This window comes from Rhodococcus sp. 27YEA6 (genome assembly GCF_044908235.1).
Classification (GTDB): Bacteria; Actinomycetota; Actinomycetes; order Mycobacteriales; family Mycobacteriaceae; genus Rhodococcus_F; species Rhodococcus_F qingshengii.
Genome location: NZ_JBIYCY010000002.1, coordinates 356,288 through 382,379, shown reverse-complemented (window position 1 = coordinate 382,379; position 26,092 = coordinate 356,288). Strand labels below are relative to the sequence as shown.

Here is a 26,092-nt window from a genome sequence, read left to right as displayed (position 1 = left end):
CGGACCCGACACAACGGGTAGTGTTCAGGCAAGCCAACATTCGGCAGTATCTCTCTCGCTAGGTAGGAATTATGGTCAAGCTGGTCAGTCGCGTTTCCGCCATCAACTGGAATCGCGTCCAGGACGAGAAGGACGCCGAGGTATGGGATCGCCTCGTCAGCAACTTCTGGCTGCCCGAAAAGGTGCCGGTCTCCAACGACATCCCGTCCTGGGGAACGCTGACCGCGCAGGAGCAGCAGCTCACCATGCGCGTCTTCACGGGCCTGACGCTGCTCGACACCATCCAGGGAACGGTCGGCGCCGTCAGCCTCATCCCGGACGCGATCACTCCCCACGAAGAAGCGGTGTACACCAACATCGCCTTCATGGAATCGGTGCACGCGAAGAGTTACAGCTCGATCTTCTCGACGCTGTGCTCCACCCCCGACATCGACGACGCGTTCCGCTGGTCGGAGGAGAACCCCAACCTGCAGCGCAAGGCGCAGATCGTTCTCGACTACTACAACGGCGAGTCGCCGCTCAAGCGCAAGGTCGCATCGACGCTCCTCGAGAGCTTCCTCTTCTACTCCGGCTTCTACCTGCCGATGTACTGGTCCTCGCGAGCCAAGCTCACCAACACCGCAGACCTCATCCGCCTCATCATCCGCGACGAGGCCGTGCACGGGTACTACATCGGCTACAAGTACCAGAAGGGCCTCGAACAGCTCACCGAGGCCGAGCGTGAAGAGCTCAAGAACTACACGTTCGAGTTGCTCTTCGAGCTCTACGAGAACGAGGTCGACTACACCCAGGACCTCTACGACGGCGTCGGTCTGACCGAGGATGTCAAGAAGTTCCTGCGCTACAACGCCAACAAGGCGCTCAACAATCTCGGCTACGAAGGCCTCTTCCCGAAGGACGAGACGGACGTCAATCCGGCTATCCTGTCGGCACTTTCACCGAATGCGGACGAGAATCACGACTTCTTCTCCGGCTCGGGTAGCTCCTACGTCATCGGCAAAGCCGTCAACACCGAAGACGACGACTGGGATTTCTAGAGAGCGACCTACACGCCGAAGCCCGACTCCTGCACACGCGGGAATCGGGCTTCGGCCGTGTATTGAGAGCGGGCTAGCGCTGAAACCACGCTTCCGGCTTGTCCAGCAACGCTTTTGCGAGGCGCAGACGAGAGGTTTCCGTCATGTCCGAAGGCAGTGCGCTCGGCGCGAACCACGCGACCTCGAGGTTTTCGTCGTCCGCCACGTGTGCATCTCCGCCGGTCCACCTGGCCAGGAAACACACGTCGAGGTACTGAGTCACGTCGCCGTTGGGGTACGTAATGGGCTCTGTGACATCGACACTCGTGATCCGAACCAATTCGGCGTCGACGCCGGTTTCTTCCTTCGCCTCGCGCACCGCCGCCGCCGACGGTTCCTCCCCAGGCTCGAGAACGCCGGACACGACGGCCCACTGACCGTTGTCGGCGCGGCGGGTGAGCAGGACCCGACCGTCGTCGTCGCGGATCACGACGCTCACTCCGGACAGCCAGAGCGGCGCATGACCGACCTTCTCGCGCAGTGCAACAATGAATTCGGGGATCGGCATGATCAGAACCCGAACTTCACAGCTGGGGCGAACCGCTTCGAATGTCGGAGTTGTGGTTCGTTCCAGTCAGCTCGCATATCCGTTCAAGGTTCCCTTCAAGTCCGCCAATACGGCACGGGCGGCAGTCATCCCGTTTCCGTTCCAGATGTCGTCTTCCGCTACGAACACACGTCGGTCGGTGGCAGCGGCGAGGTCCTGCCACTGGTCGCTCTTCATGACCTCGGTGCCGTAGCTACGACCGTTCGGCCCGTCGAAGAGGACGTAGATCAAGTCCCCTTCGGCGGCGCTGAGATCGTCGGCCGGAATCGGTGCCGTGGTCGCATCGGTCAATCGCTGCGCCGGTGGGCGCCGGACGCCGACGTCGCTGAGGATCTGTCCGGCGAAGGATGCGGGGCCCTCGATCTGCAGGTCCTTCGAACCGAACCGAACCACTGATGCCTGCGTCTGCGATGCATTCAATGCGTCGCCGAGCTGCACGACGTCCTGCTGGTAGCGGTCGAGCTCCGTCGCAGCCGCGGACGAACGGCCCAGTGCCTGGCCGGCGAGGGCGAACTGCGCTTTCCAGTACACGGGATCCGAGCCCGCGAACACGGTGGGGGCGATGGCGTCGAGTTGCCCGTACAAGCCGTCGGACGCCGGACTGGACCCGAGGATCAAGTCCGGCGCGGCGGCCTTCACGGCGTTGACGTCAGGTGCGCTCACGGGGCCGACACTCGGAATCTCCGAGATGCCGAAACCCAGGTACGACGGTTGAGGTGAGTCGACACCGGTCGCGGCGCCCACTACCCGCTCCCACAGGCCGAGGGCGCACACGGCGTCCATCGAGACGCTGTCGAGGACCACGATCCGTTGGGGATCGGAAGGAACCTCGGTTTCACCCGCAGTGTGTACGACTCGACGCTTCACCCCGGGGCCCGCTCCCGGGTCGGCTTGCGTCGGCGTCGGGCACGCGGTGGCGGTGTCGCGTTCGATGCCCATCACGCCGGCACCGGCGATCGACGTAGTGGTCCGGACGATGGTGCTCGCCGGATCGTCCGACGAGTCGGACGAGCAACCACCGAGGACGAGCATCGTGGCGGCGATCCCCAGGATCGAGACACGACGAACGGACGTGCAGGCGGTCGTGCGTGAGAGAACAGACGTGCGTGAGAGAACAGACAAGTCGACGGCTTCCTGTGTGAGCGGGCGCCGTTCAGGTTAGCTGTTCGACTCAGCTGTTCTGCTTGTCCACCTCGAACGTGTCCGAGAGGTCGTCGAGGATCATGTGGGCGCCCTGGATGCTGACCGGCGACATCCAACGTGAATCGTCCACGTCGACCTTGCGTCCTCGAAGCGTCTGCCACAGCGGGCTCTCGAGGAACGGCTTCGCGGCTTCGGCGCTCTTGCCCTCGGCGTCCTGCCAGGTGCTGATGAAGATGACGTCCGCGTCGGCTTCGTTGATCAGCTCGGGGCTGATCTTCATCATGATGTTGCCGGCATCGGCGGGGTCAGGTCCCTGGTTGTCCGGGCGCTTCAATCCGGCGTCCTGAAGAACGATGCCGCTGAACGAGGTGGTGCGGTAGAGACGTGCGGTCGGTTCACCGGCGAACCGGACTACCGAGATGACCGGGTTGTTCGCCTTCTCGTTGATTTCCTTGCCGACGGCAGCCGCGCGTGTTTCGTATTCGGTGATCTTCGCCTCGGCCAGCGATTCCTTGCCCAGCGCTTGACCGACTACGCGGATGTTGTCCTTCCACGTCGGACCGGTTGTCTGGGTGAAGACGGTGGGCGCGATTGCGGAGAGCTGCTCGTAGTTCTTCCCGTCGCGGACCTCGGCGGAGATGATGAGGTCCGGCTGCAGTGCGGCGATCTTCTCGAGGCTTGCACTGCTGACCGTCCCGACCGAGACTGCGTCCGCGGCGAATTCCTCTCGGGAGGATCCGAGGTAGTCGGGCAGACCGGGCTCGCGGTAGTCGACGTAGCCGACGAGCGGGGATTCGAGGAGAAGGACGGCGTCGGTGAAGCTGTTGTCGAGCGCGACGATCCGCTGGGGTGCGGCCGGGATTTCGGTGCTTCCGCGGAAGTGCTCGACGGTACGGGGAAATGCGCCCGACTCGGTCGAGTTGGTGTTTGCAGCGGGCTCGTCGTTACTCGAGCACGCTGGAACGACCAAGGCGATCGAAGCTGCGACCGCTACCAGCGCGGCCCGGCGGGGAAAGAATTTCACTGATTGGCTCCTGAGATGAGTTAGGCGAGGGTGACCTTATCAGTGGAGGGGTTGGCCGAAAACGGACACCGACCGAATTCTTCGACGCGCACGACACGCCGATTCGGAAGTGGGTTCGGACTCCCGGGGGAACATAAACCGCAGGTCGTTCGTTCGGTGCCGTGAAAAACGGATGCTCGAGTACGACGCAGAGTAGGACCGGGTCGCGGTGCCTCGGAGTCACGGTCTACGATTCGATGAGCGCAAGCCAGAAGCCGTTGTCCGCAGCCCGGGCGACGGACCCTGCGGGCGCAACCAAGGGCTCTTTGACGGAGTCTGCGGAGCGACCAAAGGCACATTCAGGAGGATCAGTGACTGCCGTAGCGCCCCAGCCAGTCCCCACGATAGCGCCGGCCAGGCCTTACCCGCCGCGGCAGGGACCCAAGGGCTCATTCATTTTCAAGATGATCACGACCACCGATCCCAAGGTGCTCGGAATCATGTACTTGGCGACTTCCATCGCCTTCTTCCTCATCGGTGGCCTCATGGCGCTGATGATGCGTGCCGAACTTGCTGTACCCGGCATGCAGTTCCTTTCCAACGAACAGTTCAACCAGCTGTTCACCATGCACGGCACGATCATGCTGCTGCTGTACGCGACCCCGATCGTCTTCGGCTTCGCGAACTACATTCTTCCGCTCCAGATCGGTGCACCCGACGTCGCGTTCCCGCGCCTGAACGCGTTCAGCTACTGGCTGTACCTGTTCGGTGCGATCATCACGACGGCCGGATTCGTCACGCCCGGTGGCGCAGCAGACTTCGGTTGGACCGCCTACACGCCGCTGACCAGCGCGCTGCACAGCCCCGGCGTCGGCGCCGACCTGTGGGTCCTGGGTCTGGCTGTCGCCGGCCTCGGCACCATCCTCGGTGGCGTCAACATGGTCACCACCGTGATCTGCCTGCGCGCACCCGGTATGACCATGTTCCGCATGCCGATCTTCACCTGGAACATCTTCATCACCAGCATCCTGATCCTGCTGGCGTTCCCGCTGCTGACCGCTGCATTCATGGGCTTGTTCGTCGACCGCCATCTCGGTGGGCACATCTTCGACCCGGCAACGGGCGGTGTGCTCCTGTGGCAGCACCTGTTCTGGTTCTTCGGTCACCCCGAGGTGTACATCATCGCGCTGCCGTTCTTCGGCATCGTCTCGGAGATCTTCCCGGTCTTCAGCCGTAAGCCGATCTTCGGCTACAGCGGCCTGGTGTACGCAACGTTGGCCATCGCCGCTCTGTCGATCGCAGTGTGGGCCCACCACATGTACGCAACCGGCGCTGTTCTCCTGCCGTACTTCTCGTTCATGACGTTCCTGATCGCCGTGCCGACAGGTGTGAAGATCTTCAACTGGATCGGCACGATGTGGAAGGGGCAGTTGACCTTCGAATCGCCGATGCTGTTCTCGATCGGCTTCCTGATCACCTTCCTCTTCGGTGGTCTGTCGGGTGTCATCCTCGCGAGCCCGCCGCTCGACTTCCACGTCACGGACAGCTACTTCGTCGTCGCCCACTTCCACTACGTGGTCTTCGGTACGGTCGTGTTCGCCACGTACGCCGGTATCTACTTCTGGTTCCCGAAGATGACCGGTCGCATGATGGACGAGCGCCTCGGCAAGTGGCACTTCTGGACCACGTTCGTCGGTTTCCACGGCACGTTCCTCGTTCAGCACTGGCTCGGTGCCGAAGGTATGCCGCGTCGTTACGCCGACTACCTGCCCTCGGACGGGTTCACGGTGCTGAACTCGGTGTCCACGATCTTCGCCTTCGTACTCGGTGCCTCGACGCTTCCGTTCATCTGGAACGTCTTCAAGAGCTACCGCTACGGCGAGGTGGTCACCGTCGACGATCCGTGGGGTTACGGAAACTCGCTGGAGTGGGCAACCACCTGCCCGCCGCCGCGTCACAACTTCACCGAGTTGCCGCGCATCCGTAGCGAGCGTCCGGCGTTCGAGCTGCACTACCCGCACATGGTGGAGCGGATGCGCGCGGAAGCGCACGTCGGCCCCGGCCACGGCGGGAAGAACGCCAGCACCGTGCTCGAAGATGCTCGTCACGAGCCGCTCACGGTCGGGGACGAAGGCGACCCCGGAACCGACAGCCGCTCCTGAGCGAAGTAACACACTGAAGTAATCAGCGAAGGCCCCGCCCGAGTAACGGGTGGGGCCTTTCGCTTGGCACAATAGTGACGATCAAGACGCGAACGAAGAAACGATCGGAGTTTTCGGTGGGTGCCTCTGACACCACTGTTCTGGTGACTGTGACCGGGCCGGACCGCCCTGGCGTCACCTCGGTACTGTTCGCGGCGCTGTCGCGGCACGATGTGCGTCTACTCGACGTGGAGCAGGTGGTGATTCGAGGTCGACTGACACTCGGTGTCATGGTTGCCTGCCCGAACGATCCCGAAGCGCTTCAGGAAGAACTCGAACAGGCGATGGCGACGGTCGGAATGAACGTCGACATCGAAATCGGTGCCGATCCCGGACGGCCCGCGGTGTCCACCCACGCGGTCGTTGTTCTCGGTAGCCCGGTCAATGCTCGCGCAATGCGATCGGTTGCACGCGAACTCGCGAAGCAGGGCGCAAACATCGATTCCATCCGTGGTGTCGCCGACTATCCGGTCACCGGCCTCGAACTCAGCGTCAGCGCGGCCGATACGGCGGACGGCGACGCGAAGCTGCGCACCGGACTCGCCGAGGTCGCCGCTCTCGAAAACGTCGACATCGCGGTCGAGCGCGCAGGTCTCGCTCGCCGGGCCAAGCGTCTGATCGTGTTCGACGTGGACTCGACGCTCGTCCAGGGCGAGGTCATCGAGATGCTCGCCGCGAAGGCCGGCGTCGAGGACGAGGTCCGCGCCGTCACTGAAGCTGCGATGCGCGGCGAGATCGACTTCACCGAATCACTGCACCAGCGTGTGGCGACACTCGCCGGTCTCGACGCCTCCGTCATCGACGAGGTGGCAGAGAGCATCGAACTGACGCCGGGTGCGCGAACCACGATTCGCACCCTGCGCCGTCTCGGATTCCACTGCGGCGTGGTGTCGGGTGGCTTCCGGCAGGTCATCGAAGGCCTCGCACACGAACTCGAACTGGACTTCGTGCACGCCAACACCCTCGAAATCGTCGACGGCAAGCTGACCGGACGTGTGATCGGTGAAATCGTCGACCGCGCCGCGAAGGCCGTTGCGCTGCGCAAGTTCGCCGATCAGGTCGGTGTGCCGATGGAACAGACCGTCGCCGTCGGTGACGGTGCCAACGACATCGACATGCTCAACGCCGCGGGCCTGGGCGTGGCGTTCAACGCCAAGCCTGCGTTGCGGGAGGTCGCGGACGCTGCTTTGTCGCATCCCTTCCTCGATGCTGTGCTGTTCATTCTCGGTGTGACCCGCGACGAGGTCGAGGCTGCGGACGCCGTCGACGGTGGCGTGCGACGCGTACCGATTCCATGAGTTCCGATCCAGCATTCAGTTCCGATCCAGCTGTGATGTCCGGCCCCGATTCGCGCTGGCGCGAGCGCCACGCGGTGCTGGCTGCTGGGTACGGAGGGCGAGACGATCCCGCGGATCCGGCACTGGTGTTGGCGATGCCGATCGTTCTGCACATTCCGAAGGCAGACCCGCCCAAGCGCACCGCACTGCTCGAGGCTGCGGCAACGGCGGCTGTGGCTCTGTGTCTGGACGAACGCGTCGGGTTTACCGAAGACGGGGAACCCGGCCCCTGGCACGAGGACTATTCGGCGTGGGTGGGTGCCCGGATTAGGAAGGTGTCTCGTCGAGCGCGAGGAGCGCAGTGGCTCGCCGCGCAGGAGGTACCGGGAATCACCGTCGATGTGGATGGCGCGCAGGCGCGGGCTCTGGTTCCCGGGCCGGTCGGAGAACTGGACCCGCGAATCAAGAAGTTGCAGATCGGTGGGACCGATCTCGAGCACGACGAGCCTGGCCCGCCGGAGCCTGGTCTTCCGGTGCTGTGGATCGACTCGGCGCTCGAGATGACGGTTGGCAAGGCGTCGGCACAGGTCGGGCATGCCTCGATGTTGTTGGCGGCGGCCATGTCCGAGAAACAGTGCTGGGCCTGGGCGCAGAACGACTTTCGCTGCTCGGTGCGCGACGCGAGCCCGGAACAGTGGGCCGAAGCAGTAGTTCGGCTGAAGAAGTCGGAGGCCGTCGCGGTTCGTGACGCTGGTTTCACGGAAGTGGCACCAGGCTCCATGACAGTCATCGCGGTTCCGTAGAGACGCAACCGACCAGTCCAGTATCGGCAACTTGGCTATGGATGAACAGTCCAGTGGCCATCAAGATGGTCGGGTGTTGATACGGAGATTCGCCTCGCTGTTCGTTGGTCTGTGGTTGTACGGCTTCTCGATGGCCATGATGATCACAGCCGGTCTTGGTCTGGATCCCTGGGATGTGTTCCATCAGGGCGTGGCCGAGCATGTTTCGCTCAGTTTCGGCGTGATCACTGCGATTACCGGTGCGGTGGTATTGCTGCTCTGGATTCCGATCCGTCAGCGGCCGGGATTCGGAACGGTCGCCAATGTCGTTGTAATTGCCATCTCGGTGGATACCTCACTGGCCTTCTTGCCGGTCTTTGATTCCATGCCAGTTCGAGCCATAATCATGGTCGCGGGAATCCTCCTCAACGGACTGGCCAGCGTTCTCTACATCGGCGCGGGCATGGGGCCGGGCCCCCGCGACGGATTGATGACCGGACTGGTCGCTCGCACAGGTCTGTCGGTCAGGCTCGTGCGTACCAGCATCGAGATCGCGGTCCTCACGACCGGATGGCTCCTCGGTGGAACCGTCGGCGTCGGAACAGTGTTGTACGCCTTCGGGATCGGACCGACCATTCAATTCCTCATCAAGGTGCTGCCGGATTCCATGACAGCAGCGGTGACCGGAGGACGTGTCACGGAACGTAAGGCCAAGACCGTGGGGCCGGTCAGCGAAATCTCGGTGCCGACGGGAACTTCGGCCGTGGAGGCAGGTTCTCCGGTGGGTGACGCCGAATCGAACGATGCAGTCAAGGTGCCGTCGAACCATTCCGGAGTGCCGACGGTGACCTGAACCGGTCCACCGGAATGCAGGATCAGGAGCCAACTGTCGTCACCGAGTGGGCGCCCGGTTCGAGTGTGAGACCGAACGTCGGCTCCGTCGATCCAGGCCTGCAGCGTTCGGTGACTCTCGTCGTACCATGCGGTGTCGTCGAACTCGACGCCGGCAGCGTCGAACCAGACGAGGTCCGGGTGCTCCAGTCTTCTTCTGCCTTCGAAGAATTCGGGCTGACGCAACGCCGGTGCCGTTCGGCGTAATCCGAACGCTCGGGAGACGAACTGCACCAACGACTGATCGGCCGCCGTCCAGTCCAGGGCCCACGAATCGGCTGGGGAGGCAAGTGTGGGAACACAATACGCGTTGTTGTTTCCGCCGAGACTGTGGCCGAACTCGTCTCCGGCGGTGAGCATCGGTGTGCCTGTCGACAGCACGAGCGTGGCCAGTAGCGCCCGTACATGACGTGCCCTGGCGTCCTGAATCTCGGGATCGGTGCTCGGGCCTTCGATTCCGTGGTTGAACGAATCGTTGTGATCGGCGCCGTCACGATTGTCTTCACCGTTGGCTTCGTTGTGCTTGTGGTTGTACGCGACCAGATCGGCGGCGGTGAACCCGTCGTGCGCTGTGACGAAGTTGATCGACGCCCATGGGCGACGGCCGCTGCCGGCAAAGATGTCCTCGGAACCGGCGAGGCGCGACGCGACCTTCCGGACGCTGGAGCCGCCGTTCCAGAACTGGCGAATGGTGCTGCGGTACTTGTCGTTCCATTCCGACCATTGGAGTCCGAAGTTTCCGACCTGGTAACCGTCGGCAGTGGCATCCCACGGTTCGGCGATGAGCTTGCACCGAGTCAGTACCGGATCGGAGGAGATGGCCGACAAGATGGACGCCCGCTGGTCGAAGCCGCCGCCGCGCGGCCTACCCAACGCGCTCGCAAGATCGAATCGGAAGCCGTCGACACCCATTTCGGTGGCCCAGTAGCGGAGGCTGTCGGTGATCATGCGGACGGCGATGGGGGAGCAGGCGTCGACCGTGTTGCCGCACCCGGTCAGGTCGATGTCGCGGCCGTCGCCGTCGAGAAGGTAATAGCCGGGGCCGTCCAAACCTCGCCAGCTGACACTGATTCCGTCGACACTCTGCTCGCAGGTGTGGTTGTAGACGACGTCGAGGACGACCTCGATGCCTGCCGCGTGTAGTGCGTCGACCATGATCCGGAACTCGGTGACTTCGCCGCCCGGAGTTGCCGCGTATCCGGGATGCGGGGCGAAGTACGACGCCGTCGAGTATCCCCAGTGGTTGCGCATCCCTCGCTCGCGGACGCTGTGTTCGGTCAGAAATGCCTGTACGGGAAGCAGTTCCACGGCAGTGACGCCGAGTGAGACGAAGTGATCGATCACGGCCGGTGCCGTCAGGCCGAGGTACGTTCCGCGGTGGGCGGCGGGTACTCCTGGATGACTGGCGGTGTGCGCGCCCACATGCAGTTCGTAGATGACGCTTTCCTCCCACGGCGTCTCGAGGCGGGCTCCGGCGGGCGCGAGGCCGGGAGTCACCACGGACAGCGGCACGTGGCCGAGCGAGTCGACCGTCGACGGGTCGCCGAAGGGATCGTCGGCGTACGACAGGAGGGCACGGTGATCACCGAGATCCCCCTCGATGCGGCGCGCCCACGGATCGACGAGCAGCTTGTGTGGATTAAGTCTCAGCCCGGCGCGCGGATTCCACGGGCCGGACGCCCGAATTCCGTAACGCTGCCCCGCACCGATCCCGGAGATGATTCCATGCCAGATTCCGTACGTGTGTTGCCGAAGTTCGACGCGATCTTCGTTTCCGTCCTGGTCGATCAGGCAGATGTGGACGCTCGACGCGGCCGGGGCGTGGACCGCGAACTGGGTTCCGGAGTCCACGATGTTGGCGCCGAGTGGGAACGGAGACCCGGGCGTCGGGGTGTGAGTTTCGATGAGAGGCGACACGCAAGATGATCCTGCCGTGAACGGCCGGAGAATGTGCGGGAAGATGTTCGGGTGCCGCTACCTGATCCAGATCTGCTCATCGATTTCGACAACGTACTCATCCGTCGGGGAGGGTCCACTCTCGTGGGGCCCGTCACCTGGAAAGTGGAGCTGGACGAGCGATGGGTGGTGCTCGGACCCAACGGTGCCGGCAAGACCTCGCTGCTGCGCATCGCGGCCGGTGAGACTTTCCCGACCAGTGGTTCTGCCCACCTCCTTGGCGAAGTTCTCGGCAAGGTCGACGTCAACGAGTTGCGCCCGCGAATCGGTTTGTCCTCGTCGTCGTTGGCGAACCGCGTGCCCGGCGACGAGAAGGTCAGCGACCTCGTCGTGTCGGCGGGCTACGCCGTTCTCGGTCGGTGGCGCGAGGAGTACGAATCCATGGACACCTCGCGCGCTGTGGAGATGCTCGAAAGCCTCGGCGCCGAGCACCTGGCGGATCGGACGTACGGGACGCTTTCCGAAGGCGAGCGCAAGCGCGTCCTCATCGCGCGAGCCTTGATGACCGATCCCGAACTTCTTCTCCTGGACGAGCCCGCCGCCGGGCTCGACCTCGGTGGCCGTGAGGAACTTGTGGCCAGACTCGCCGAACTGGCTGCCGATCCGGACGCCCCGGCAACCGTCCTGATCACCCATCACGTCGAGGAAATCCCGCCGGGATTCACCCACGCACTCCTTCTCAAGGAAGGGGAGGTCGTTTCCCAGGGGCTTCTGGACGACGTCATCACCGCCGAAAATCTGAGCGCGGCATTCAGCCAGTCCATCAGCCTCGACAAGGCGGACGGCCGATACTTCGCGCGCCGCGCGAGGCCGTCCGGAGCTCATCGCGCGTGAGCTTCAGTGGGACCTGAAATGCGTCCCAGATCACAGATCGCGTAGGTTCGCGAAGCATGGCTAACGAGAATACAAACGCTGTCCCCGAGCCCAAGGATGCGTCGACCGTCATCTTGGTGCGCGATGCCGAATCCGGGATCGAGATCTTCCTGCTTCAACGAGTACAGGGGATGGCGTTTGCCGGGGGCATGACGGTCTTCCCCGGCGGCGGCGTCGACAAGTCCGATGCGACGGCAGAGGTCGAGTGGGCTGGACCGTCGGTCGAATGGTGGGCCGAGCGGTTCAGCACGGATGTGGCTCGGGCGAAGGCTCTCGTCTTGGCTGCGGTGCGGGAAACTTTCGAGGAGTGCGGCGTCCTACTCGCCGGACCGACCGCGGACACCGTCGTCGCGGACACGGCCGGCTACGCACAGGACCGAGTAGCTCTCGAAAAGCACGAGCTGTCGTTCAGCGATTTCCTGAAGAAGGAGTACCTGGTCCTGCGAACGGATCTGCTGCGGCCGTGGGCGAACTGGATCACGCCGGTGGGCGAGACCCGCCGCTACGACACGCGCTTCTTCGTCGCAGCGTCACCGACCGGACAGATCGCGGACGGCGTCACCTCCGAGGCCGCCGAGGTTCGTTGGCAGAGCCCGCAAGACGCGCTGGCGCACTGGCGGGAGGGTGGCAGCATCCTGTTGCCGCCGACGTGGAGTCAGCTGACCGAATTGGCCAAGTTCAGTTCGGTGGCGGAGATACTCGCAGCCGAGCCGGAGATTCCCGTCATCCTGCCTACGTTGATCACCGACGAGGAAACGCTGCGCGTCGAGTTCCCGAACCAGGATGGTTACTACGTCGCCGGGCCGCATCCGTGGTCGGTCAAGGCGGCAAAGTAACCTCTCGACCATGGCTGAATTTGTGACTCTCGAGGTTTCCGAAGGCATCGGCACCATCCGTCTGGCGCGTCCGCCCATGAACGCTCTGAACCGTCAGGTTCAGGACGAGTTGGCTGCTGCCGCACACGCTGCGACCGTCGACAAGGCAGTCAAGGCCGTCATCGTCTACGGCGGCGAGAAAGTCTTCGCAGCAGGTGCCGACGTCAAGGAAATGGCCGAGATGGACTACGGCCAGATCCGTGACGCGATCGGCGGCATGCAGGCCGGACTCGGCGCCGTGGCGTCCATCCCGAAGCCGACCGTTGCCGCGATCACCGGATACGCACTCGGCGGTGGACTCGAAGTTGCACTCTCGGCCGATCGCCGGATCGTCGGAGACAATGCCAAGCTCGGAGTTCCGGAGATTCTGCTCGGAATCATTCCCGGTGGCGGCGGAACGCAGCGTCTGGCTCGTCTGATCGGTCCGGCCAAGGCCAAGGATCTGGTCTTCACCGGCCGTTTCGTCGGGGCTGACGAGGCATTGGCCATCGGTTTGGTCGACGAGGTCGTCGCTCCCGACGACGTGTACACCGCGGCCCGGACATGGGCCTCGCAGTTCGTCGGGGGAGCGTCACGTGCGTTGGCTGCTGCCAAGGCAGCCATCGACGAGGGTCTGAACACCGACCTGGAATCCGGGCTCAAGATCGAGCAGCATCTGTTCGCCGGATTGTTCGCGACCAAGGATCAGGCGATCGGCATGGAGTCGTTCATCGCGAACGGTCCGGGCAAGGCCGAGTTCACGGGCGAGTAGGCTCCCCTAAACTAGAACTTGTTCATCTCTTACCAGCGAGTAGGATAGCCGCCATGACAGCCAGCCCGAATGACGACGCAACCGTCACGCCGCCCGCCGCTACCGACACCTCGGTAGTCGACCCCGCGCCGCGGCCGCACGCCACGGCCGAAGAGGTCGAGGCCGCTCGTAAGGACACCAAGCTCGCCCAGGTGCTCTACCACGACTGGGAAGCCGAAACCTACGACGACAAGTGGTCCATCTCGTACGACGAGCGCTGCATCGACTACGCACGTGGTCGTTTCGACGCCGTCGCGGGCGATCAGCCGCTCCCGTACGAGCGCGCGCTCGAACTCGGTTGCGGCACCGGATTCTTCCTCCTGAACCTGATGCAGGGTGGAGTCGCCAAGACCGGTTCGGTCACCGACCTCTCGCCCGGCATGGTCAAGGTCGCACTGCGCAATGCCGAAAGCCTCGGCCTTCCGGTCGACGGCCGTGTTGCCGATGCCGAGACCATTCCGTACGAGGACAACACCTTCGACCTGGTGGTCGGCCACGCCGTGCTGCACCACATTCCGGACGTCGAGAAGTCGCTGCGTGAGGTCCTTCGTGTCCTCAAGCCCGGCGGACGTTTCGTCTTCGCCGGTGAGCCCACCACTGTCGGCAACTTCTACGCTCGCTGGCTCGGCCGCGCGACGTGGGAAGCAACCACGCGCGTGACCAAGCTGCCGTTCCTCGCAGACTGGCGTCGCCCGCAAGAGGAACTCGACGAGTCTTCTCGTGCAGCAGCTCTCGAGGCTGTCGTCGACATCCACACGTTCGACCCCACCGACCTCGAGAACATGGCGAAGTCTGCGGGCGCCGATCAGGTCCACGCTGCCACCGAGGAATTCGCCGCGGCGCTTCTCGGCTGGCCTGTCCGTACTTTCGAAGCGGCTGTTCCGCCGGAGAAGCTCGGTTGGGGCTGGGGGCGTTTCGCTTTCGGTGGTTGGAAGACACTCAGCTGGGTCGACGAGAAGGTGCTCCGCCACGTCGTTCCTCGCGGATTCTTCTACAACGTCATGATCACCGGCGTGAAGCCCGGCAACTGAATTGGGTTATGACTTCACCCTCGGCGACGTCGACTATCTCGGAAGTGATTCCGGCGTAGCTGCCTTGGCCGAGGTGGATCAGCTCGAACTGTCCACGCGTACGCATCTGGCCGACATCGGCCGGGCGCGTACGCGTTTCGGTGATCACATGCCTGCGCTCGTGGACACCGTCCTGCTTCGACGTAAAGCCGCCGCCAAACTGCCGGGCAGTGAGCAATGGTTGTTCACGGACGACGCGATGCAACAAGCCACTCCCGGCGTTGTCGCGGCCCACCGCGCGCAGCGTCTGATCGGGCGCGACGTCCACGACGTGACGTGCTCCATCGGCGCCGAACTGCATGCCTTGACCGGAATTGCGCATCGCGTGATCGGCAGCGACATCGATTCCGTTCGCCTGGCGATGGCACAGCGCAATGTGCCGAGCGCAGCGTTGCTGCGGGCCGACGCGCTCCGCCCGACGACACGCGAGACCGTCGTGCTGGCAGACCCCGCACGGCGATCGGGCGGTCGCCGCACTCACGATCCGGCAGCGTTGATGCCACCGTTGCCGGACCTCATCGAGGCGTACTCCGGCCGTGATCTCGCGGTGAAGTGCGCTCCGGGACTCGATTTCGACAATCTGGGCTGGGACGGGGAAGTCGAGGTCGTCTCACTCGACGGCGGCGTCAAGGAAGCCTGCCTGTGGTCGACGGGACTGGCCGAGTCCGGCGTCACGCGCCGAGCTTCGGTCCTTCGCTCCGACGGGAGCGGATGGGCGATCACCGACGCCGAGGACGACGTGATTCCGGAGCAAGCGCCGGGGGAGTGGATCATCGACCCGGACCGAGCGGTGGTACGCGCGGGCCTCGTGCGCCACTACGCGGCCAGACACGGCCTCTGGCAGCTCGATCCACGCATCGCTTATCTGACCGGTGACAGCGTCCCTGAGGGAGTTCGCGGATTCCGGATCCTCGAGCAGATCAAGTACTCCGAGAAACTGCTCAAACAGACACTGTCCAAGCGGGACTGCGGTGTGGCCGAAATCCTGGTGCGAGGAGTCGACGTGGACCCGGCAGTGCTGCGTCCACGGCTCAAGCTCAAGGGCTCGCGTGCACTGAGCGTCGTGATCGTGCGGATCGGACGATCGGCGTCGGCCTTCATCTGTGAGGCGTCCCGCTAGCTCACTTGAAGACGAACAGCTCACCGATTGCGCTGGGCGTCAACACTTCGCCCTTGGGGCCGATCGAGGTGCCGACGGTGAAGCCGACTGCTCCCGGCAACGTGTCCTGATCCACCGTCTCACCGGTTTCGGTGTCGAAGGTGATCAGGCTCAGTCCGTCCTCACCCTCGCGGACGACGGTGTATCCGGTGTCGCCGGCGGTCTGCGCCGGAACGCCCAGTTGCAGAAGGTCTTTACGTTCCCAGGCCAGTTCGGCGTGATCTCCCTCGTCGCGCACGGCAAGGAGGTGGCCCTTGTCGCCGCCGGCGGGAATGATCAAACCGTCGTCGGACGTCGAGGCACTACCGGCCGAGTTGAAGCCGATGTCGTAACTCCACCTGGTGTCACCGGTTTCGGCGTTCACTGCCCAGAGAGATCCGTTGTTGTCGGTGGCGTAGACGGTCTTGCCGTCCTTCGACAGGTCCGGGCTCGACGCCGTTCCACCGGGAAGCGCGTCGGTGGACCACTCGCGGGTGATGGACGGATTGTCGCCGCCCGTGTACTTCATGGCCACCAGATCGGCTGCCTGAGAACTGGGTCCGTAGAAGGTGAAGTAGAACTTGCCGGTGCCCAGGTCCACTGCCGGGGTATTGGCCACCGGGCAGCCGGACGTGCCGAGGAAGCACTCGTTCAAACCCTTGTTGTCGGGAATGAGTTCTGCATTCGCGCCCCGGTCGATCGACGGCGGCGGGATCAGGTCGAACGACGGAACCACTTTTGCGCCGGTCTGCGGGTTGAGCACGTTGATCTGACCCAATTGGGTGATGAACAACAGGTTTCCGTCGCCGGTGAACTGTGACGAGAGAGGAGTGCCCACAACGAGCGTGCGCCAACGCAATTGACCAGTCTCGGTGAAGGACATCATCGCGCCGCTCTCGCCGACGTAGACATTGGTGGCAGTGTCGACGATGGGCGTCGAGGCGACTACTCCGTCGTTGAGTCGAGCGCACCACTTCTTGCGACCCGTATCCATCTGGAACGAGAAGAGATTGCAGCCGTTCTCGGTGCGGGCGGTGACGAAGCTCTGGCCGTTCGCGGCCACCGAGGCGTACGCGGCAACCGGACCGCCGAGAGGGCGTGACCATGCGAACTCGACATCGCGTGATCCGGTGACCGGGCTCGTGTCGCTGTTGCGGGCGTCGGCATGCATGGCCGGCCAACCCGCCGACGCGTACCGGTCCACCCGTCCGTCGTCGCTGCCGCAACCGGCGATCAGGGCCGCAGCGATCGCCGTCGACACCATCACGGACGACCGTAGGACCCGCCGCATCACAATCTCCCTGCCTTCACTTGATCAAGAGCCCTCGGTAACTGCACAAGCCCGGACCAGAGACTATCCCGACCGGGACAACGTGACGGGGCACACCCCGAGGGTCGGTGAGTCGGCCCCACGTAGGCTGAACACTCATGACGAGCATGTGGGGCGCACCGTTGCGCACTCGATGGCGGGGATCACGCCGAGGCGACAGCGATCAGGCCAAGTTCTTGACGGTCGATTCCCTCAAATGGGTTCTGGCGAACAAGGCGTACACACCCTGGTATCTGGTGCGGTACTACCGTCTCGCCAAGTTCAAGATGGCCAACCCGCACGTGATCCTGCGCGGCATGGTGTTCCTCGGCAAGAACGTCGAAATCCATTCCACCCCCGACCTGTCCCGCCTCGAGATCGGGCGCTGGGTGCACATCGGTGACGGCAACGCGATCCGCTGCCACGAAGGCTCGCTGCGCATCGGCGACAAGGTCGTCTTCGGCAAGGACAACGTCGTCAACACGTACCTCGACATCGAAATCGGTGCGTCGACGCTCGTAGCCGACTGGTGCTACATCTGCGACTTCGACCACCGCATGGACGACATCAACACACCGATCAAGGACCAGGGCATCGTCAAGGGCCCCGTCCGTATCGGCCCGGACACGTGGGTGGCAGCGAAGGTCACCGTGCTGCGAAATACCCGCGTCGGACGCGGTTGTGTCCTCGGTGCGCACGCCGTCGTCAAGGGAGACATCCCGGACTACAGCATCGCGGTCGGCTCGCCCGCGAAGGCGGTCAAGAACCGCAAGTCCGATTGGGAAGCCGGCGCTGCCGATCGTGCAAAGTACATCGCGGCGCTCGAGGACATCGCACGCAAGAAGGCTGCTGCGGACGCTGCCGACGCGTCGTCGACGTCGTAGCTCACTTTTTGGCAGAACCAGCGATTACTTTCGGCGCCGCAACCGGTCTGTATCGGTATCGGCGCCGAAAGTCTGCGCCGGTGAAAGGAGTGCCGACATGAGCGAACAGACACCCGAATGGGTCGTGGCGCAGCGCCGCGAACTGGTGGGATTTCTCGAAGGCCTGAGCACGGAGCAGTGGAACGCGCCGACCCTGTGCGAGGGGTGGCGGGTCCGCGAAGTGATCGCGCACATCACCATGCCCTACCGATACTCGGCGCCGCGATTCGTCGTGGAAATGGTCAAGTCACGCGGAAACTTCAACAAGATGTCGAACCGGCGAGCGCTCGCCGATGCGTCCGAAGTCGGTGAGCGACAACTGCTTGCCTCGCTTCGCGACAACGTTGCACACCCGTGGAAGCCTCCAGGCGGCGGCTTCGAGGGTGCGCTCTCGCACGACGTGATCCACGGTCAGGACATTCGCGTGGCACTCGGCGACGACTACGTGGTGCCCGAAGACCGGCTCACTCGCGTGCTCAGCGGACTCTCGCCCAAAACCCTGAAGTATTTCGGGACGGACCTCGACGGCGCTCGGCTGCGCGCCGACGACCGAGACTGGACGTACGGTGCCGGCGCCGAGGTTCACGGGGCGGCGCAGGATCTCCTGCTCGTGCTGTGCGGCCGGATGATGCCACCAGGCCATCTGCTCGGGGATGCGAGTTCTCGTTTCACCGCGCCCCTCCCGACCCGCTGAGGTCAGCGCGTCAGCGACCAGGGAGCGGCCGCTCGGGAATCTGTGGCCGTGCCAACGGCTGCCGCACCCGACGCTTCGCGCCCGCGTAGACGTGAGCAGTCTCCTCGGCGACCTGATGCCAGTCGAAGTCCGATGTCAGGCGTGCGCGGGCGGCCACTGCCCGTTCCTGCGCCCCGGCGGGATCGTCGAGTACCTCGCGGACAGCCGAGGTGAGCCCGGCGATGTCGCCCGGTTGGAAGGACATCCCCGTCACCCCGTCGACGACGGCTTCGCCCAGTCCGCCTGCGGTGGACGTGATCAGCGGAGTGCCGGCCGCCGCCGCTTCGAGGGCGATGATTCCGAACGGCTCGTAGCGCGACGGCAGGACGATGGCGTCCGCTCCGTGCAGCCAGCTGAGCAGTTCCGTGTGATCGAGGTTGCCGAGAAAGTCCACCGCCCGCGCGACGCGATGCGTGCGTGCCTGTTGGTAGAGCCAGGTGAACTGGGTGCCTTCGCCCGCGATCGCGAGGGTCGTGCCGGGGTGGCTACGACGGATTCGGGGGAGTGCTGCGATGGCGTCCTGCACGCCCTTCTCGTATTCCAGGCGGCCGACGAAGAGGAGTTTCGGCGGTCCGGATCGCGGTCCACGTTCGCGAAAGTTCCACGTGGTCACGTCGATTCCGTTGCGGATGACGGTGATCGGCGGCAGCGTCGGGCCGTAGAGCTCGGTCACTTCTTCCTGCATGGACGCCGAACAAGTTATGAGAGAGTCGGATTCGTTTGCCAGCCACCACTCGACGGAGTGGACCTGGCGGTTGATGCGTCCGGAGATCCAGCCGCTGTGGCGACCCGCCTCGGTGGCGTGAAGTGTGGAAACCAGTGGGACGTCATAGAATTCGGCCAGGGCGATCGCCGGATGTGCGACCAGCCAGTCGTGCGCGTGCACGACGTCGGGCTGCCAGCCCTCGCCCACTCCTGGCTTGTGCAGCGCCATCCCGGCACGGACCATCGCGTGACCCATCGCGAGGGTCCACGCGAGCATGTCCTCGCCGAAGACGAAGTGCGCGGGGTCCTCGGCCACTGCGACGACAAGGACGCCCTCGGAAATGTGCGTGATCGTCGGGTGCGTCGACGCATCCGTGCCGGAGGGGCGACGCGAGAGAACAACGACCTCGTGGCCTGCAGCCGCCAACTCGGTGGCGAGATGGTGGACGTGTCGGCCGAGGCCGCCGACGACGACCGGTGGGTACTCCCACGAGACGATGAGAATTTTCACGACGGACTCAGTTCTGTGTCAGGTAGACGGCGAGCATCCAGTCCCGGGAACAACCCGTCGGCGCGATTCCAGCCTTCGGCGAGTCGCTCGGCGACGGCATCGCGGCCGGAAACGAGCGCTTCGGAGATTTCCCTGGTCGCGTGGGCGTGCTTGTGTGCGCGTTCGCGGGCGTACCCCGCGGCCGAATCCTTGCTCACCATGAATGCCCAATCGCTCGAAACTGTCATCAGTGTCTCGCGAAGTACCTGATCGTTGACCCGGTTTCGCAGTTCCGGTCGTCCGGGTGCGTTGTCGCGTCCGCGAGACTTGTCCACGGTGCCGAGCGCGGTCTCCACCACTTCGGAGTTCAGTTGCACCAGGTCGGACACCTGATCGCCAGCCCAGACACGCCAGTCCTTACCCGATCCCCAGGACGAATCCTCGAGTTGAACGGGTTCGCCGACGTATCCCGATGCCTTGGCGTCGGCGAGGGTGCCGACGCGAATTCCGGCCTCGGGAAGCGCGCGCAGGAGTTTTTCGAGCCACTGCGGACCTTCGTGCCACCAGTGCCCGAACAGTTCGGTGTCGAAAGCTGCGACCACCAGGGCGTCGCGGCCGATGCGGGTGGATTCACTGCGCAGACGCGCCCGAACGGTTTCGACGAAGTCGGCGACATGCTTGTCGACGGCGGCGGCGGCGAGTTCGGGGTCGTACGGCAACTTGTCGGCGGAGTCGACGGTCCGTCCGGTGACCCGCGACGGCTTGAGGCCCGTCTCGTGGTCGTAGGTGTGGAAGTCGCGGTAAGCAGCGTGTCCCGGATATCCGGATTTGGGGGACCAGACGCGGTAGCTGACCTGTAGGTCGCGGCCGAATGCAACCACGTCGGATTCTCGAACCGGGCGGCCGAGGGATGTGTCGCCGCGCAAGGCGGGGCCGTCGACCATGAAGTGGGTGACGCCCGCTTCGGCGTACCCGCGCTCCATGCCCGGGGTGTACCCGCACTCAGGTCCCCAGATCCCGGTCGGAGTGTGATTCCACCGGGCATGCGCGTCGGCGAGACCTTCGCGGAGGGAGAACGCCCGCAAGCGAGGATCGAGCAGCGGTTGGAACGGGTGAGCCAGCGGCCCGCCGAGAAGCTCGAAGGCCTCGCGATCGATGAGGTCGCGGAACACTGGTGAGGCGCCGTGCTGCCAGTGAGTCTCGAAATCTGCGAGAGCGGCAGCTGAGGCCCGGTGCTCGCGCGCGCCGAGTTCGCGGTGCGCCGCGTCCGGCATGCCGGCAGCCTCGTGGGCGCGGATTTGCCAGTTGCCGAGCCAGTGATGCATCCCGGCGAGGCAGTGGGGATCGTCCAACTGGGCCGCGAGCACCGGCGTGATTCCCAGCGTCAGCAGGTGCGATCGGCCCTCGTCGGCCAGGCGACGTAGCGCGGCGGCGAGCGGAATGTACGACGCAGCCCAGGACTGGTAGATCCATTCCTCGCCGACTGGCCATCTGCCGTGGTTGGCGAGCCACGGCAGATGGGAGTGCAGAACCAGGGCGAACATCCCCGGTTCGGTGACGGGTGTTGCGTTACTCACTCGCCGGTTTCCTTCACGGCAATAGCGACGAGGTCGAGGCTGTCGTCGATGTCGGGTTCGCTGATGCTGAAGTCGTCGACGGTGATGCCCTCGACGTCGCGGGTGAGATCTTCCGGCCAGGGCTCGCCGGCCAACGCGCGGTCGATCTGCGCATTGATGAACGATCCGCCGTGCTTGGCGTCGAGTTCCTTCAGGCGCGAACCGTGATGGACGCCGGTCATCAACTGAACGCGGAATCCGGCGTCTTCGAGCAATTCGGTCATTTCGGAGGCGTTGAGCTCACGAGTGTGGAAAGGGTTGAGCGGCGTGTCGCGGCCGGGGGAGAAGGTGATCCGGTTGGGGGTGCTGATCAGAAGTTCACCGCCGGGAGCGAGAACTCGGAAGCATTCGCGTAGGAACTGACCCTGATCCCACAGGTGCTCGATCACCTGGAAATTGACGACGACGTCAACCGAGTTGTCCGCCAGTGGAAGCTCGGCGAGGTTGCCGTGGAGCATCTCGACGCGGGGGTAGCGGGCACGGACGTGCTCGACCGCGGAGATGTCGTAGTCGAGGCCGGTAACCTTTGTTGCGACGTCCGCAATCATGTTGGCGCCGTAGCCTTCTCCGGAACCGGCCTCGAGGACTCGGCGGTCCGTGCAGCGCTCCAGAAGTGCGCGGTACACCACTTCGTGGCGTCGGAACCAGTAGTTCTCCTCGGGGATTCCTGGCACGGTTCGTTCGCCCGTCAAGGGCAGGGGTGCGTCCTCGTGGTTGCTGACACTCGTTTCACTCACCCGTGCGAGATTAGTGCCATCCGAGTAGAACGTGTTCGCCGTGGTCCAGATCACTGCTGTCAATTCCTGTTCGTGCCGTTATGGTGGACGAGGTTCCACGTTAAGTTACCCACCGGTAACTTAACGTGGGGTAATCTAACGCACAGCCGACGTGAACCGAGAAATTCGCCCGTAGGGAGACCTGTCGGACTCTCTTTTCGGACGCTCGGACTGCGCGAGCACCACAGACGATTTATCAGGTGAATTACACACAGGAGGTCGACGAAGACCCATGACGAATATCGTTGTTTTGATCAAGCAGGTCCCCGACACATGGTCCGAGCGCAAGCTGACCGACGGCGACTACACGCTTGACCGTGAAGCCGCCGACGCAGTCCTCGACGAGATCAACGAGCGCTCCGTCGAAGAAGCACTCCTCATCAAGGAAGCTCAGGGCGGTGAGGTAACGGTGCTGTCCGCAGGTCCCGACCGCGCCACCGACGCTATCCGCAAGGCTCTCTCGATGGGCGCCGACAAGGCCGTCCACATCAACGACCCGGCACTGCACGGCTCCGACGCGATCCAGACCGCATGGACGCTCGCTGCTGCTCTCGGACAGATCACCTTCGAGAACGACGAGCCTGCCGACCTGATCATCGCCGGCAACGAGGCCACCGACGGCCGCGTCGGCGCTGTTCCGGCCATCATCGCCGAGTACCTGGGCATCCCGCAGCTCACGCAGCTGCGCAAGGTCGTCGTCGCCGACGGCAAGATCACCGGTGAGCGCGAGACCGACGAGGGCGTCTTCGGCCTCGAGGCTTCGCTGCCCGCGATCGTCTCGGTCACCGAGAAGATCAACGAGCCGCGCTTCCCGTCCTTCAAGGGCATCATGGCCGCGAAGAAGAAGGAAGTTCTCGTCTACACGCTGGCCGACCTCGGAGTCGACCCGGAGACCGTCGGAGTTGCCAACGCCGGCACCACCGTGACGTCCTCCACCCCCAAGCCCCCCCGTACCGCTGGTGAGCGCATCGTCGACGAGGGAGACGGTGGCACCAAGATTGCCGCGTACCTCGTCAGCAACAAGGTCATCTGATCGCGCCCTTCTAGACATCCAGCAGAAGAACTCAGGGAGAGTTAAGTCATGGCAGAAGTACTTGTGCTCGTAGAGCACGCAGAGGGTGCGCTGAAGAAGGTCAGCACCGAACTCATCACCGCTGCACGCGCACTCGGTGAGCCGTCGGCAGTTGTCGCCGGCCCCGCGGGCACCGCAGCAAAGCTCGCCGACGCTCTGGCAGCAGCCGGCGCCGAGAAGATCTACGTCGCCGAGTCCGACGACATCGACGGCTACCTCGTCACCCCCAAGGTCGACGTTCTCGCCGCTCTGGTCGAGTCCACCAGCCCGGCAGCAGTCATCACCGCAGCCGGCACCGAGGGCAAAGAGGTTGCCGGTCGTCTGGCCGCACGTCTGGGCTCCGGATTGCTGACCGACGTCATCGAGATCAAGGCTGACGGCACCGGCGTCCACTCCATCTTCGGTGGCGCGTTCACCGTCGAGGCCAAGGCCAACGGCGACGTTCCCGTCTACTCGGTTCGTCCGGGCGCAGTCGAGGCTGCTCCGCAGGCCGGCGCAGGCGAGCAGATCACCGTCGAGGTTCCGGCCCAGGACGAGAGTGCCGTCAAGGTCACCTCGCGTGAGCCCATCGTCGGCGGCGACCGCCCCGAGCTCACCGAGGCGTCGGTTGTCGTCTCCGGTGGACGTGGTGTCGGCAGCGCGGACAAGTTCTCCGTCGTAGAAGAGCTGGCCGACTCCCTCGGCGCTGCAGTCGGTGCTTCGCGTGCCGCTGTGGACTCGGGTTACTACCCCGGACAGTTCCAGGTCGGTCAGACCGGTAAGACGGTCTCCCCGCAGCTGTACATCGCGCTCGGCATTTCCGGTGCCATCCAGCACCGCGCCGGCATGCAGACGTCCAAGACCATCGTCGCGGTCAACAAGGACGAAGAGGCACCCATCTTCGAGATCGCCGACTTCGGCATCGTGGGCGACCTGTTCAACGTCGCACCGCAGCTCACCGAAGCTGTGAAGTCCCACAAGGGCTGAAAAGCACAAACTGCTGTGCGCCTTTATCAACCCCCCGTGGTTGATAAAGGCGCACAGTGCTTTATTCACCCGGCCTGCATCGGCATGTCACTTCGTCGATACCGAGACGCCGTTCGCGCTCGATAAACCTTGCGCATGACAATTACGTCAGTCCTTCGCTCCGCGAGTGACAATCTCGGCCGTGAGGTCGCCCAGCCGAGATATTCCCTGATCGTCTCCTCCGACCGCGAGCATCGTGTCGCAGCGCAGCGCCTTCGATACCGAGTGTTCGCCTCCGAGCCAGGCTTCTCCCTCCCGGCCTCGGCCGGGGTCTTCGAACTCGACGCCGACGGCTTCGACGAATTCTGTGATCATCTACTCGTTCGTGACAACATCACCGAGGAGTACGTCGGCTGCTACCGAATGCTGCCGCCGGATTCCGCTGCGGCGGCGGGTGGGTATTACACCGCAACCGAATTCGACATCTCCGCGCTCGATCCGGTGTCGAACAGGATTGTCGAAATGGGTCGCGCGTGCGTCGATCCCGCTCACCGCACCGGATCCGTCCTGAGCCTGATGTGGTCGGGCATCCTGCACTATCTCGAATTGACCGGATACGAGTGGGTGATGGGCTGCGTCTCCGTGCCCGTCTTGCCGAGCCCCGATTCAATTGCCGGCGCCGATGTCCGCGGCGTCCGTGACTTCGTGATGAACAAGCACGCCAGTCCGGGGTCGCGGCGGGTGATCCCACGAAACCCGGTGGTCCTCGGGGGTCTGACGCTCGACGAGATCGCCGCATCGGAACGCGTGACGATGCCGCCGTTGCTCCGTGGTTACTTGCGGATGGGCGCGATGATCTGCGGGGAACCTGCTCACGATCCCGAGTTCGGTGTGGCCGATTTTGTTGCACTGCAAGGCCTTCACTCCGCCAACAAGCGTTACCTCGAACGGCTGCGATCGGCGGCCGCCGCACACGAGTCGGGGATCGGCTGATGACCGCGGCGGTGCCGTACTGGGTGCCGACGAGCCCCTGCGGCGACGGGTGCCTACCCGCGGACGCACCCGGTGTGTCGAGTATCACCGTGATGGCCCGCGGGGTCATGGTCGGTGCCGCACTGGTGACTGCGCCTGTGCTTTCAGCCGGCTGGCTGCTCCCGCGCACCTGGCGTACTGAGATGCAACGCGGATACTCGCGCGCGTTGCTTCGTTGTCTGGGGATGAAGCTGACGGTCGACGACCAGCGGTTGGGGCGCGCGGAACCTGACGGGGTCATGGTTGTCGCCGGTCACGTGTCCTGGACCGACGTCCTCGTCGCGAGCGCCGTTGCTCCGGCCAACTTCGTCGCCCGCGCCGACCTGCTCGACTGGGCAGTGCTCGGCGGTCTCGCGCGCCGGATGCGCGTCGTCCCTATCGACCGCGCCCGACTGCGTGAACTCCCCGGAACCGTCGACGTCGTTCGCGAACGCCTGCAGCGAGGTGTCCGGGTGATGGTGTTCCCCGAGGGAACGACCTGGTGCGGGCGGGCGTACGGCGGTTTTCGTCCGGCGATGTTCCAAGCAGCCGTCGACGCCGAATGCCCGGTTCAGCCGATGGCGATCCGCTACGAGAACGCCGACGGTTCCCTGTGCACCGGACCCTGCTTTGTCGGCACCGAAACGATCGGTCAGTCCATCCGTCGGATCCTGCGTCAGAAGAACGTCGAGGTGAAGGTCAGGCTGGCTCCGCTCGAGGAGGCAGGGGAGTGTCGAGCCGATCTCGCGCAGCGATGCGAGAGAGCCGTACGCGGCGTCGACATCATCGATCTGGCAGCTCATGACATCTTCGACCCCGCACCGGAACCCGTGACACAAGCCGTGGGACAAATCGATCCTTCCCCGGCGATGAGCGCTTAGCCTGCTGAG

23 protein-coding genes and 1 pseudogene are annotated in these 26,092 nt (G+C 64.3%); 16 read left to right on the top strand and 8 right to left on the bottom strand.

Annotation, left to right across the window (positions count from 1 at the left end):
* The first annotated feature begins 71 nt into the window (after positions 1 to 71).
* A complete protein-coding gene (gene nrdF, locus ABH939_RS08160) occupies positions 72 to 1,037 on the top strand; it encodes a class 1b ribonucleoside-diphosphate reductase subunit beta (protein ID WP_003944744.1) in 966 nt (321 codons plus the stop codon).
* Positions 1,038 to 1,110: 73 nt separating this feature from the next.
* On the opposite strand, the gene ABH939_RS08155 is transcribed toward nrdF, so the two are convergent.
* From ABH939_RS08155 to ABH939_RS08145, 3 genes are all read right to left on the bottom strand, one after another.
* Positions 1,111 to 1,584, bottom strand: coding sequence for an NUDIX domain-containing protein (locus ABH939_RS08155; RefSeq protein WP_007736052.1), 474 nt, complete (start codon positions 1,582 to 1,584; stop codon positions 1,111 to 1,113).
* A 66-nt stretch (positions 1,585 to 1,650) separates the two neighbouring features.
* A complete protein-coding gene (locus ABH939_RS08150) occupies positions 1,651 to 2,745 on the bottom strand; it encodes an iron-siderophore ABC transporter substrate-binding protein (RefSeq protein ID WP_116056881.1) in 1,095 nt (364 codons plus the stop codon).
* A gap of 49 nt (positions 2,746 to 2,794) precedes the next feature.
* Complete coding sequence (locus ABH939_RS08145) at positions 2,795 to 3,790, bottom strand: ABC transporter substrate-binding protein (RefSeq protein WP_404649541.1); 996 nt, start codon at positions 3,788 to 3,790, stop codon at positions 2,795 to 2,797.
* A gap of 350 nt (positions 3,791 to 4,140) precedes the next feature.
* Here ABH939_RS08145 and ctaD point away from each other — a divergent pair, with 350 nt between their 5' ends.
* From ctaD to ABH939_RS08125, 4 genes are all read left to right on the top strand, one after another.
* Positions 4,141 to 5,931, top strand: coding sequence for a cytochrome c oxidase subunit I (ctaD, locus tag ABH939_RS08140; RefSeq protein ID WP_020907234.1), 1,791 nt, complete (start codon positions 4,141 to 4,143; stop codon positions 5,929 to 5,931).
* Between the two features lie 116 nt (positions 5,932 to 6,047).
* The gene (gene serB, locus ABH939_RS08135; protein ID WP_003944761.1) at positions 6,048 to 7,268 is read left to right on the top strand and encodes a phosphoserine phosphatase SerB; all 1,221 of its coding nucleotides are present in this window, start codon (positions 6,048 to 6,050) and stop codon (positions 7,266 to 7,268) included.
* Positions 7,265 to 8,050, top strand: coding sequence for a peptidyl-tRNA hydrolase (locus ABH939_RS08130; protein ID WP_063836273.1), 786 nt, complete (start codon positions 7,265 to 7,267; stop codon positions 8,048 to 8,050). Before serB ends, ABH939_RS08130 begins: the two co-directional genes overlap by 4 nt.
* 37 nt (positions 8,051 to 8,087) lie before the next feature.
* Complete coding sequence (locus ABH939_RS08125; RefSeq protein WP_242692410.1) at positions 8,088 to 8,882, top strand: YitT family protein; 795 nt, start codon at positions 8,088 to 8,090, stop codon at positions 8,880 to 8,882.
* Here ABH939_RS08125 and glgX read toward each other — a convergent pair.
* A pseudogene (gene glgX / locus ABH939_RS08120) lies at positions 8,795 to 10,837 on the bottom strand (glycogen debranching protein GlgX); the annotation flags it as partial. The gene ABH939_RS08125 and the pseudogene glgX overlap by 88 nt on opposite strands.
* 51 nt (positions 10,838 to 10,888) lie before the next feature.
* Between glgX and ABH939_RS08115 the strand changes: the two are divergent.
* Genes ABH939_RS08115 through ABH939_RS08095 form a run of 5 tightly spaced genes read left to right on the top strand, consistent with a single transcriptional unit; the run spans position 10,889 to position 15,604 of the window.
* The gene (locus ABH939_RS08115; protein ID WP_003944728.1) at positions 10,889 to 11,710 is read left to right on the top strand and encodes an ABC transporter ATP-binding protein; all 822 of its coding nucleotides are present in this window, start codon (positions 10,889 to 10,891) and stop codon (positions 11,708 to 11,710) included.
* A 56-nt stretch (positions 11,711 to 11,766) separates the two neighbouring features.
* A complete protein-coding gene (locus ABH939_RS08110) occupies positions 11,767 to 12,585 on the top strand; it encodes an NUDIX domain-containing protein (RefSeq protein ID WP_063316596.1) in 819 nt (272 codons plus the stop codon).
* Positions 12,586 to 12,595: 10 nt separating this feature from the next.
* Positions 12,596 to 13,375, top strand: coding sequence for an enoyl-CoA hydratase/isomerase family protein (locus ABH939_RS08105; protein ID WP_003944701.1), 780 nt, complete (start codon positions 12,596 to 12,598; stop codon positions 13,373 to 13,375).
* Positions 13,376 to 13,428: 53 nt separating this feature from the next.
* Positions 13,429 to 14,445, top strand: coding sequence for a class I SAM-dependent methyltransferase (locus tag ABH939_RS08100; RefSeq protein WP_003944733.1), 1,017 nt, complete (start codon positions 13,429 to 13,431; stop codon positions 14,443 to 14,445).
* 1 nt (position 14,446) lies between these two features.
* Positions 14,447 to 15,604, top strand: a complete 1,158-nt coding sequence (locus ABH939_RS08095) for a class I SAM-dependent methyltransferase (protein WP_404649540.1) — start codon at positions 14,447 to 14,449, stop codon at positions 15,602 to 15,604.
* Between the two features lies 1 nt (position 15,605).
* On the opposite strand, the gene ABH939_RS08090 is transcribed toward ABH939_RS08095, so the two are convergent.
* A complete protein-coding gene (locus ABH939_RS08090; RefSeq protein WP_116056879.1) occupies positions 15,606 to 16,913 on the bottom strand; it encodes a PQQ-binding-like beta-propeller repeat protein in 1,308 nt (435 codons plus the stop codon).
* A 137-nt stretch (positions 16,914 to 17,050) separates the two neighbouring features.
* Between ABH939_RS08090 and ABH939_RS08085 the strand changes: the two genes are divergently transcribed.
* Positions 17,051 to 17,815, top strand: a complete 765-nt coding sequence (locus tag ABH939_RS08085; RefSeq protein WP_003944741.1) for an acyltransferase — start codon at positions 17,051 to 17,053, stop codon at positions 17,813 to 17,815.
* A gap of 97 nt (positions 17,816 to 17,912) precedes the next feature.
* Positions 17,913 to 18,548: a maleylpyruvate isomerase family mycothiol-dependent enzyme gene (locus ABH939_RS08080; RefSeq protein ID WP_065455553.1), complete on the top strand. Its 636-nt coding sequence runs from the start codon at positions 17,913 to 17,915 to the stop codon at positions 18,546 to 18,548.
* A 10-nt stretch (positions 18,549 to 18,558) separates the two neighbouring features.
* Here the strand turns inward: ABH939_RS08080 and ABH939_RS08075 are convergent, their stop codons facing one another.
* Genes ABH939_RS08075 through ABH939_RS08065 form a run of 3 tightly spaced genes read right to left on the bottom strand, consistent with a single transcriptional unit; the run spans position 18,559 to position 22,135 of the window.
* Complete coding sequence (locus ABH939_RS08075) at positions 18,559 to 19,803, bottom strand: glycosyltransferase family 4 protein (protein ID WP_003944732.1); 1,245 nt, start codon at positions 19,801 to 19,803, stop codon at positions 18,559 to 18,561.
* Positions 19,800 to 21,326, bottom strand: a complete 1,527-nt coding sequence (locus tag ABH939_RS08070) for a glycoside hydrolase family 57 protein (protein ID WP_116058165.1) — start codon at positions 21,324 to 21,326, stop codon at positions 19,800 to 19,802. The genes ABH939_RS08075 and ABH939_RS08070 overlap by 4 nt, the downstream gene beginning before the upstream one ends.
* Before the next feature lie 29 nt (positions 21,327 to 21,355).
* Positions 21,356 to 22,135, bottom strand: coding sequence for a bifunctional 2-polyprenyl-6-hydroxyphenol methylase/3-demethylubiquinol 3-O-methyltransferase UbiG (locus ABH939_RS08065; protein ID WP_042451468.1), 780 nt, complete (start codon positions 22,133 to 22,135; stop codon positions 21,356 to 21,358).
* Positions 22,136 to 22,406: 271 nt separating this feature from the next.
* Here ABH939_RS08065 and ABH939_RS08060 point away from each other — a divergent pair, with 271 nt between their 5' ends.
* The 4 genes from ABH939_RS08060 (at position 22,407) to ABH939_RS08045 (ending at position 26,083) form a co-directional block, all read left to right on the top strand.
* The gene (locus ABH939_RS08060; protein WP_003944754.1) at positions 22,407 to 23,207 is read left to right on the top strand and encodes an electron transfer flavoprotein subunit beta/FixA family protein; all 801 of its coding nucleotides are present in this window, start codon (positions 22,407 to 22,409) and stop codon (positions 23,205 to 23,207) included.
* Between the two features lie 48 nt (positions 23,208 to 23,255).
* On the top strand, positions 23,256 to 24,212 hold the full coding sequence (locus ABH939_RS08055) for an electron transfer flavoprotein subunit alpha/FixB family protein (RefSeq protein WP_003944698.1): 957 nt from the start codon (positions 23,256 to 23,258) through the stop codon (positions 24,210 to 24,212).
* A gap of 135 nt (positions 24,213 to 24,347) precedes the next feature.
* Positions 24,348 to 25,184, top strand: a complete 837-nt coding sequence (locus tag ABH939_RS08050) for a GNAT family N-acetyltransferase (protein ID WP_116056878.1) — start codon at positions 24,348 to 24,350, stop codon at positions 25,182 to 25,184.
* Positions 25,184 to 26,083 (top strand): lysophospholipid acyltransferase family protein, encoded by a 900-nt coding sequence (locus ABH939_RS08045; RefSeq protein ID WP_404649539.1) that lies wholly within the window; start codon positions 25,184 to 25,186, stop codon positions 26,081 to 26,083. The genes ABH939_RS08050 and ABH939_RS08045 overlap by 1 nt, the downstream gene beginning before the upstream one ends.
* The last annotated feature ends 9 nt before the right edge of the window (positions 26,084 to 26,092 follow it).

Bases quoted from the DNA above. Each gene is read 5' to 3' on its own strand.
- nrdF (WP_003944744.1), top strand. From the start codon at position 72: ATGGTCAAGCTGGTCAGTCGCGTTTCCGCCATCAACTGGAATCGCGTC.
- ABH939_RS08155 (WP_007736052.1), bottom strand. From the start codon at position 1,584: ATGCCGATCCCCGAATTCATTGTTGCACTGCGCGAGAAGGTCGGTCAT.
- ABH939_RS08130 (WP_063836273.1), top strand. From the start codon at position 7,265: ATGAGTTCCGATCCAGCATTCAGTTCCGATCCAGCTGTGATGTCCGGC.
- ABH939_RS08125 (WP_242692410.1), top strand. From the start codon at position 8,088: ATGGATGAACAGTCCAGTGGCCATCAAGATGGTCGGGTGTTGATACGG.
- ABH939_RS08110 (WP_063316596.1), top strand. From the start codon at position 11,767: ATGGCTAACGAGAATACAAACGCTGTCCCCGAGCCCAAGGATGCGTCG.
- ABH939_RS08105 (WP_003944701.1), top strand. From the start codon at position 12,596: ATGGCTGAATTTGTGACTCTCGAGGTTTCCGAAGGCATCGGCACCATC.
- ABH939_RS08100 (WP_003944733.1), top strand. From the start codon at position 13,429: ATGACAGCCAGCCCGAATGACGACGCAACCGTCACGCCGCCCGCCGCT.
- ABH939_RS08090 (WP_116056879.1), bottom strand. From the start codon at position 16,913: ATGCGGCGGGTCCTACGGTCGTCCGTGATGGTGTCGACGGCGATCGCT.
- ABH939_RS08085 (WP_003944741.1), top strand. From the start codon at position 17,051: ATGACGAGCATGTGGGGCGCACCGTTGCGCACTCGATGGCGGGGATCA.
- ABH939_RS08080 (WP_065455553.1), top strand. From the start codon at position 17,913: ATGAGCGAACAGACACCCGAATGGGTCGTGGCGCAGCGCCGCGAACTG.
- ABH939_RS08070 (WP_116058165.1), bottom strand. From the start codon at position 21,326: ATGTTCGCCCTGGTTCTGCACTCCCATCTGCCGTGGCTCGCCAACCAC.
- ABH939_RS08060 (WP_003944754.1), top strand. From the start codon at position 22,407: ATGACGAATATCGTTGTTTTGATCAAGCAGGTCCCCGACACATGGTCC.
- ABH939_RS08055 (WP_003944698.1), top strand. From the start codon at position 23,256: ATGGCAGAAGTACTTGTGCTCGTAGAGCACGCAGAGGGTGCGCTGAAG.
- ABH939_RS08050 (WP_116056878.1), top strand. From the start codon at position 24,348: ATGACAATTACGTCAGTCCTTCGCTCCGCGAGTGACAATCTCGGCCGT.
- ABH939_RS08045 (WP_404649539.1), top strand. From the start codon at position 25,184: ATGACCGCGGCGGTGCCGTACTGGGTGCCGACGAGCCCCTGCGGCGAC.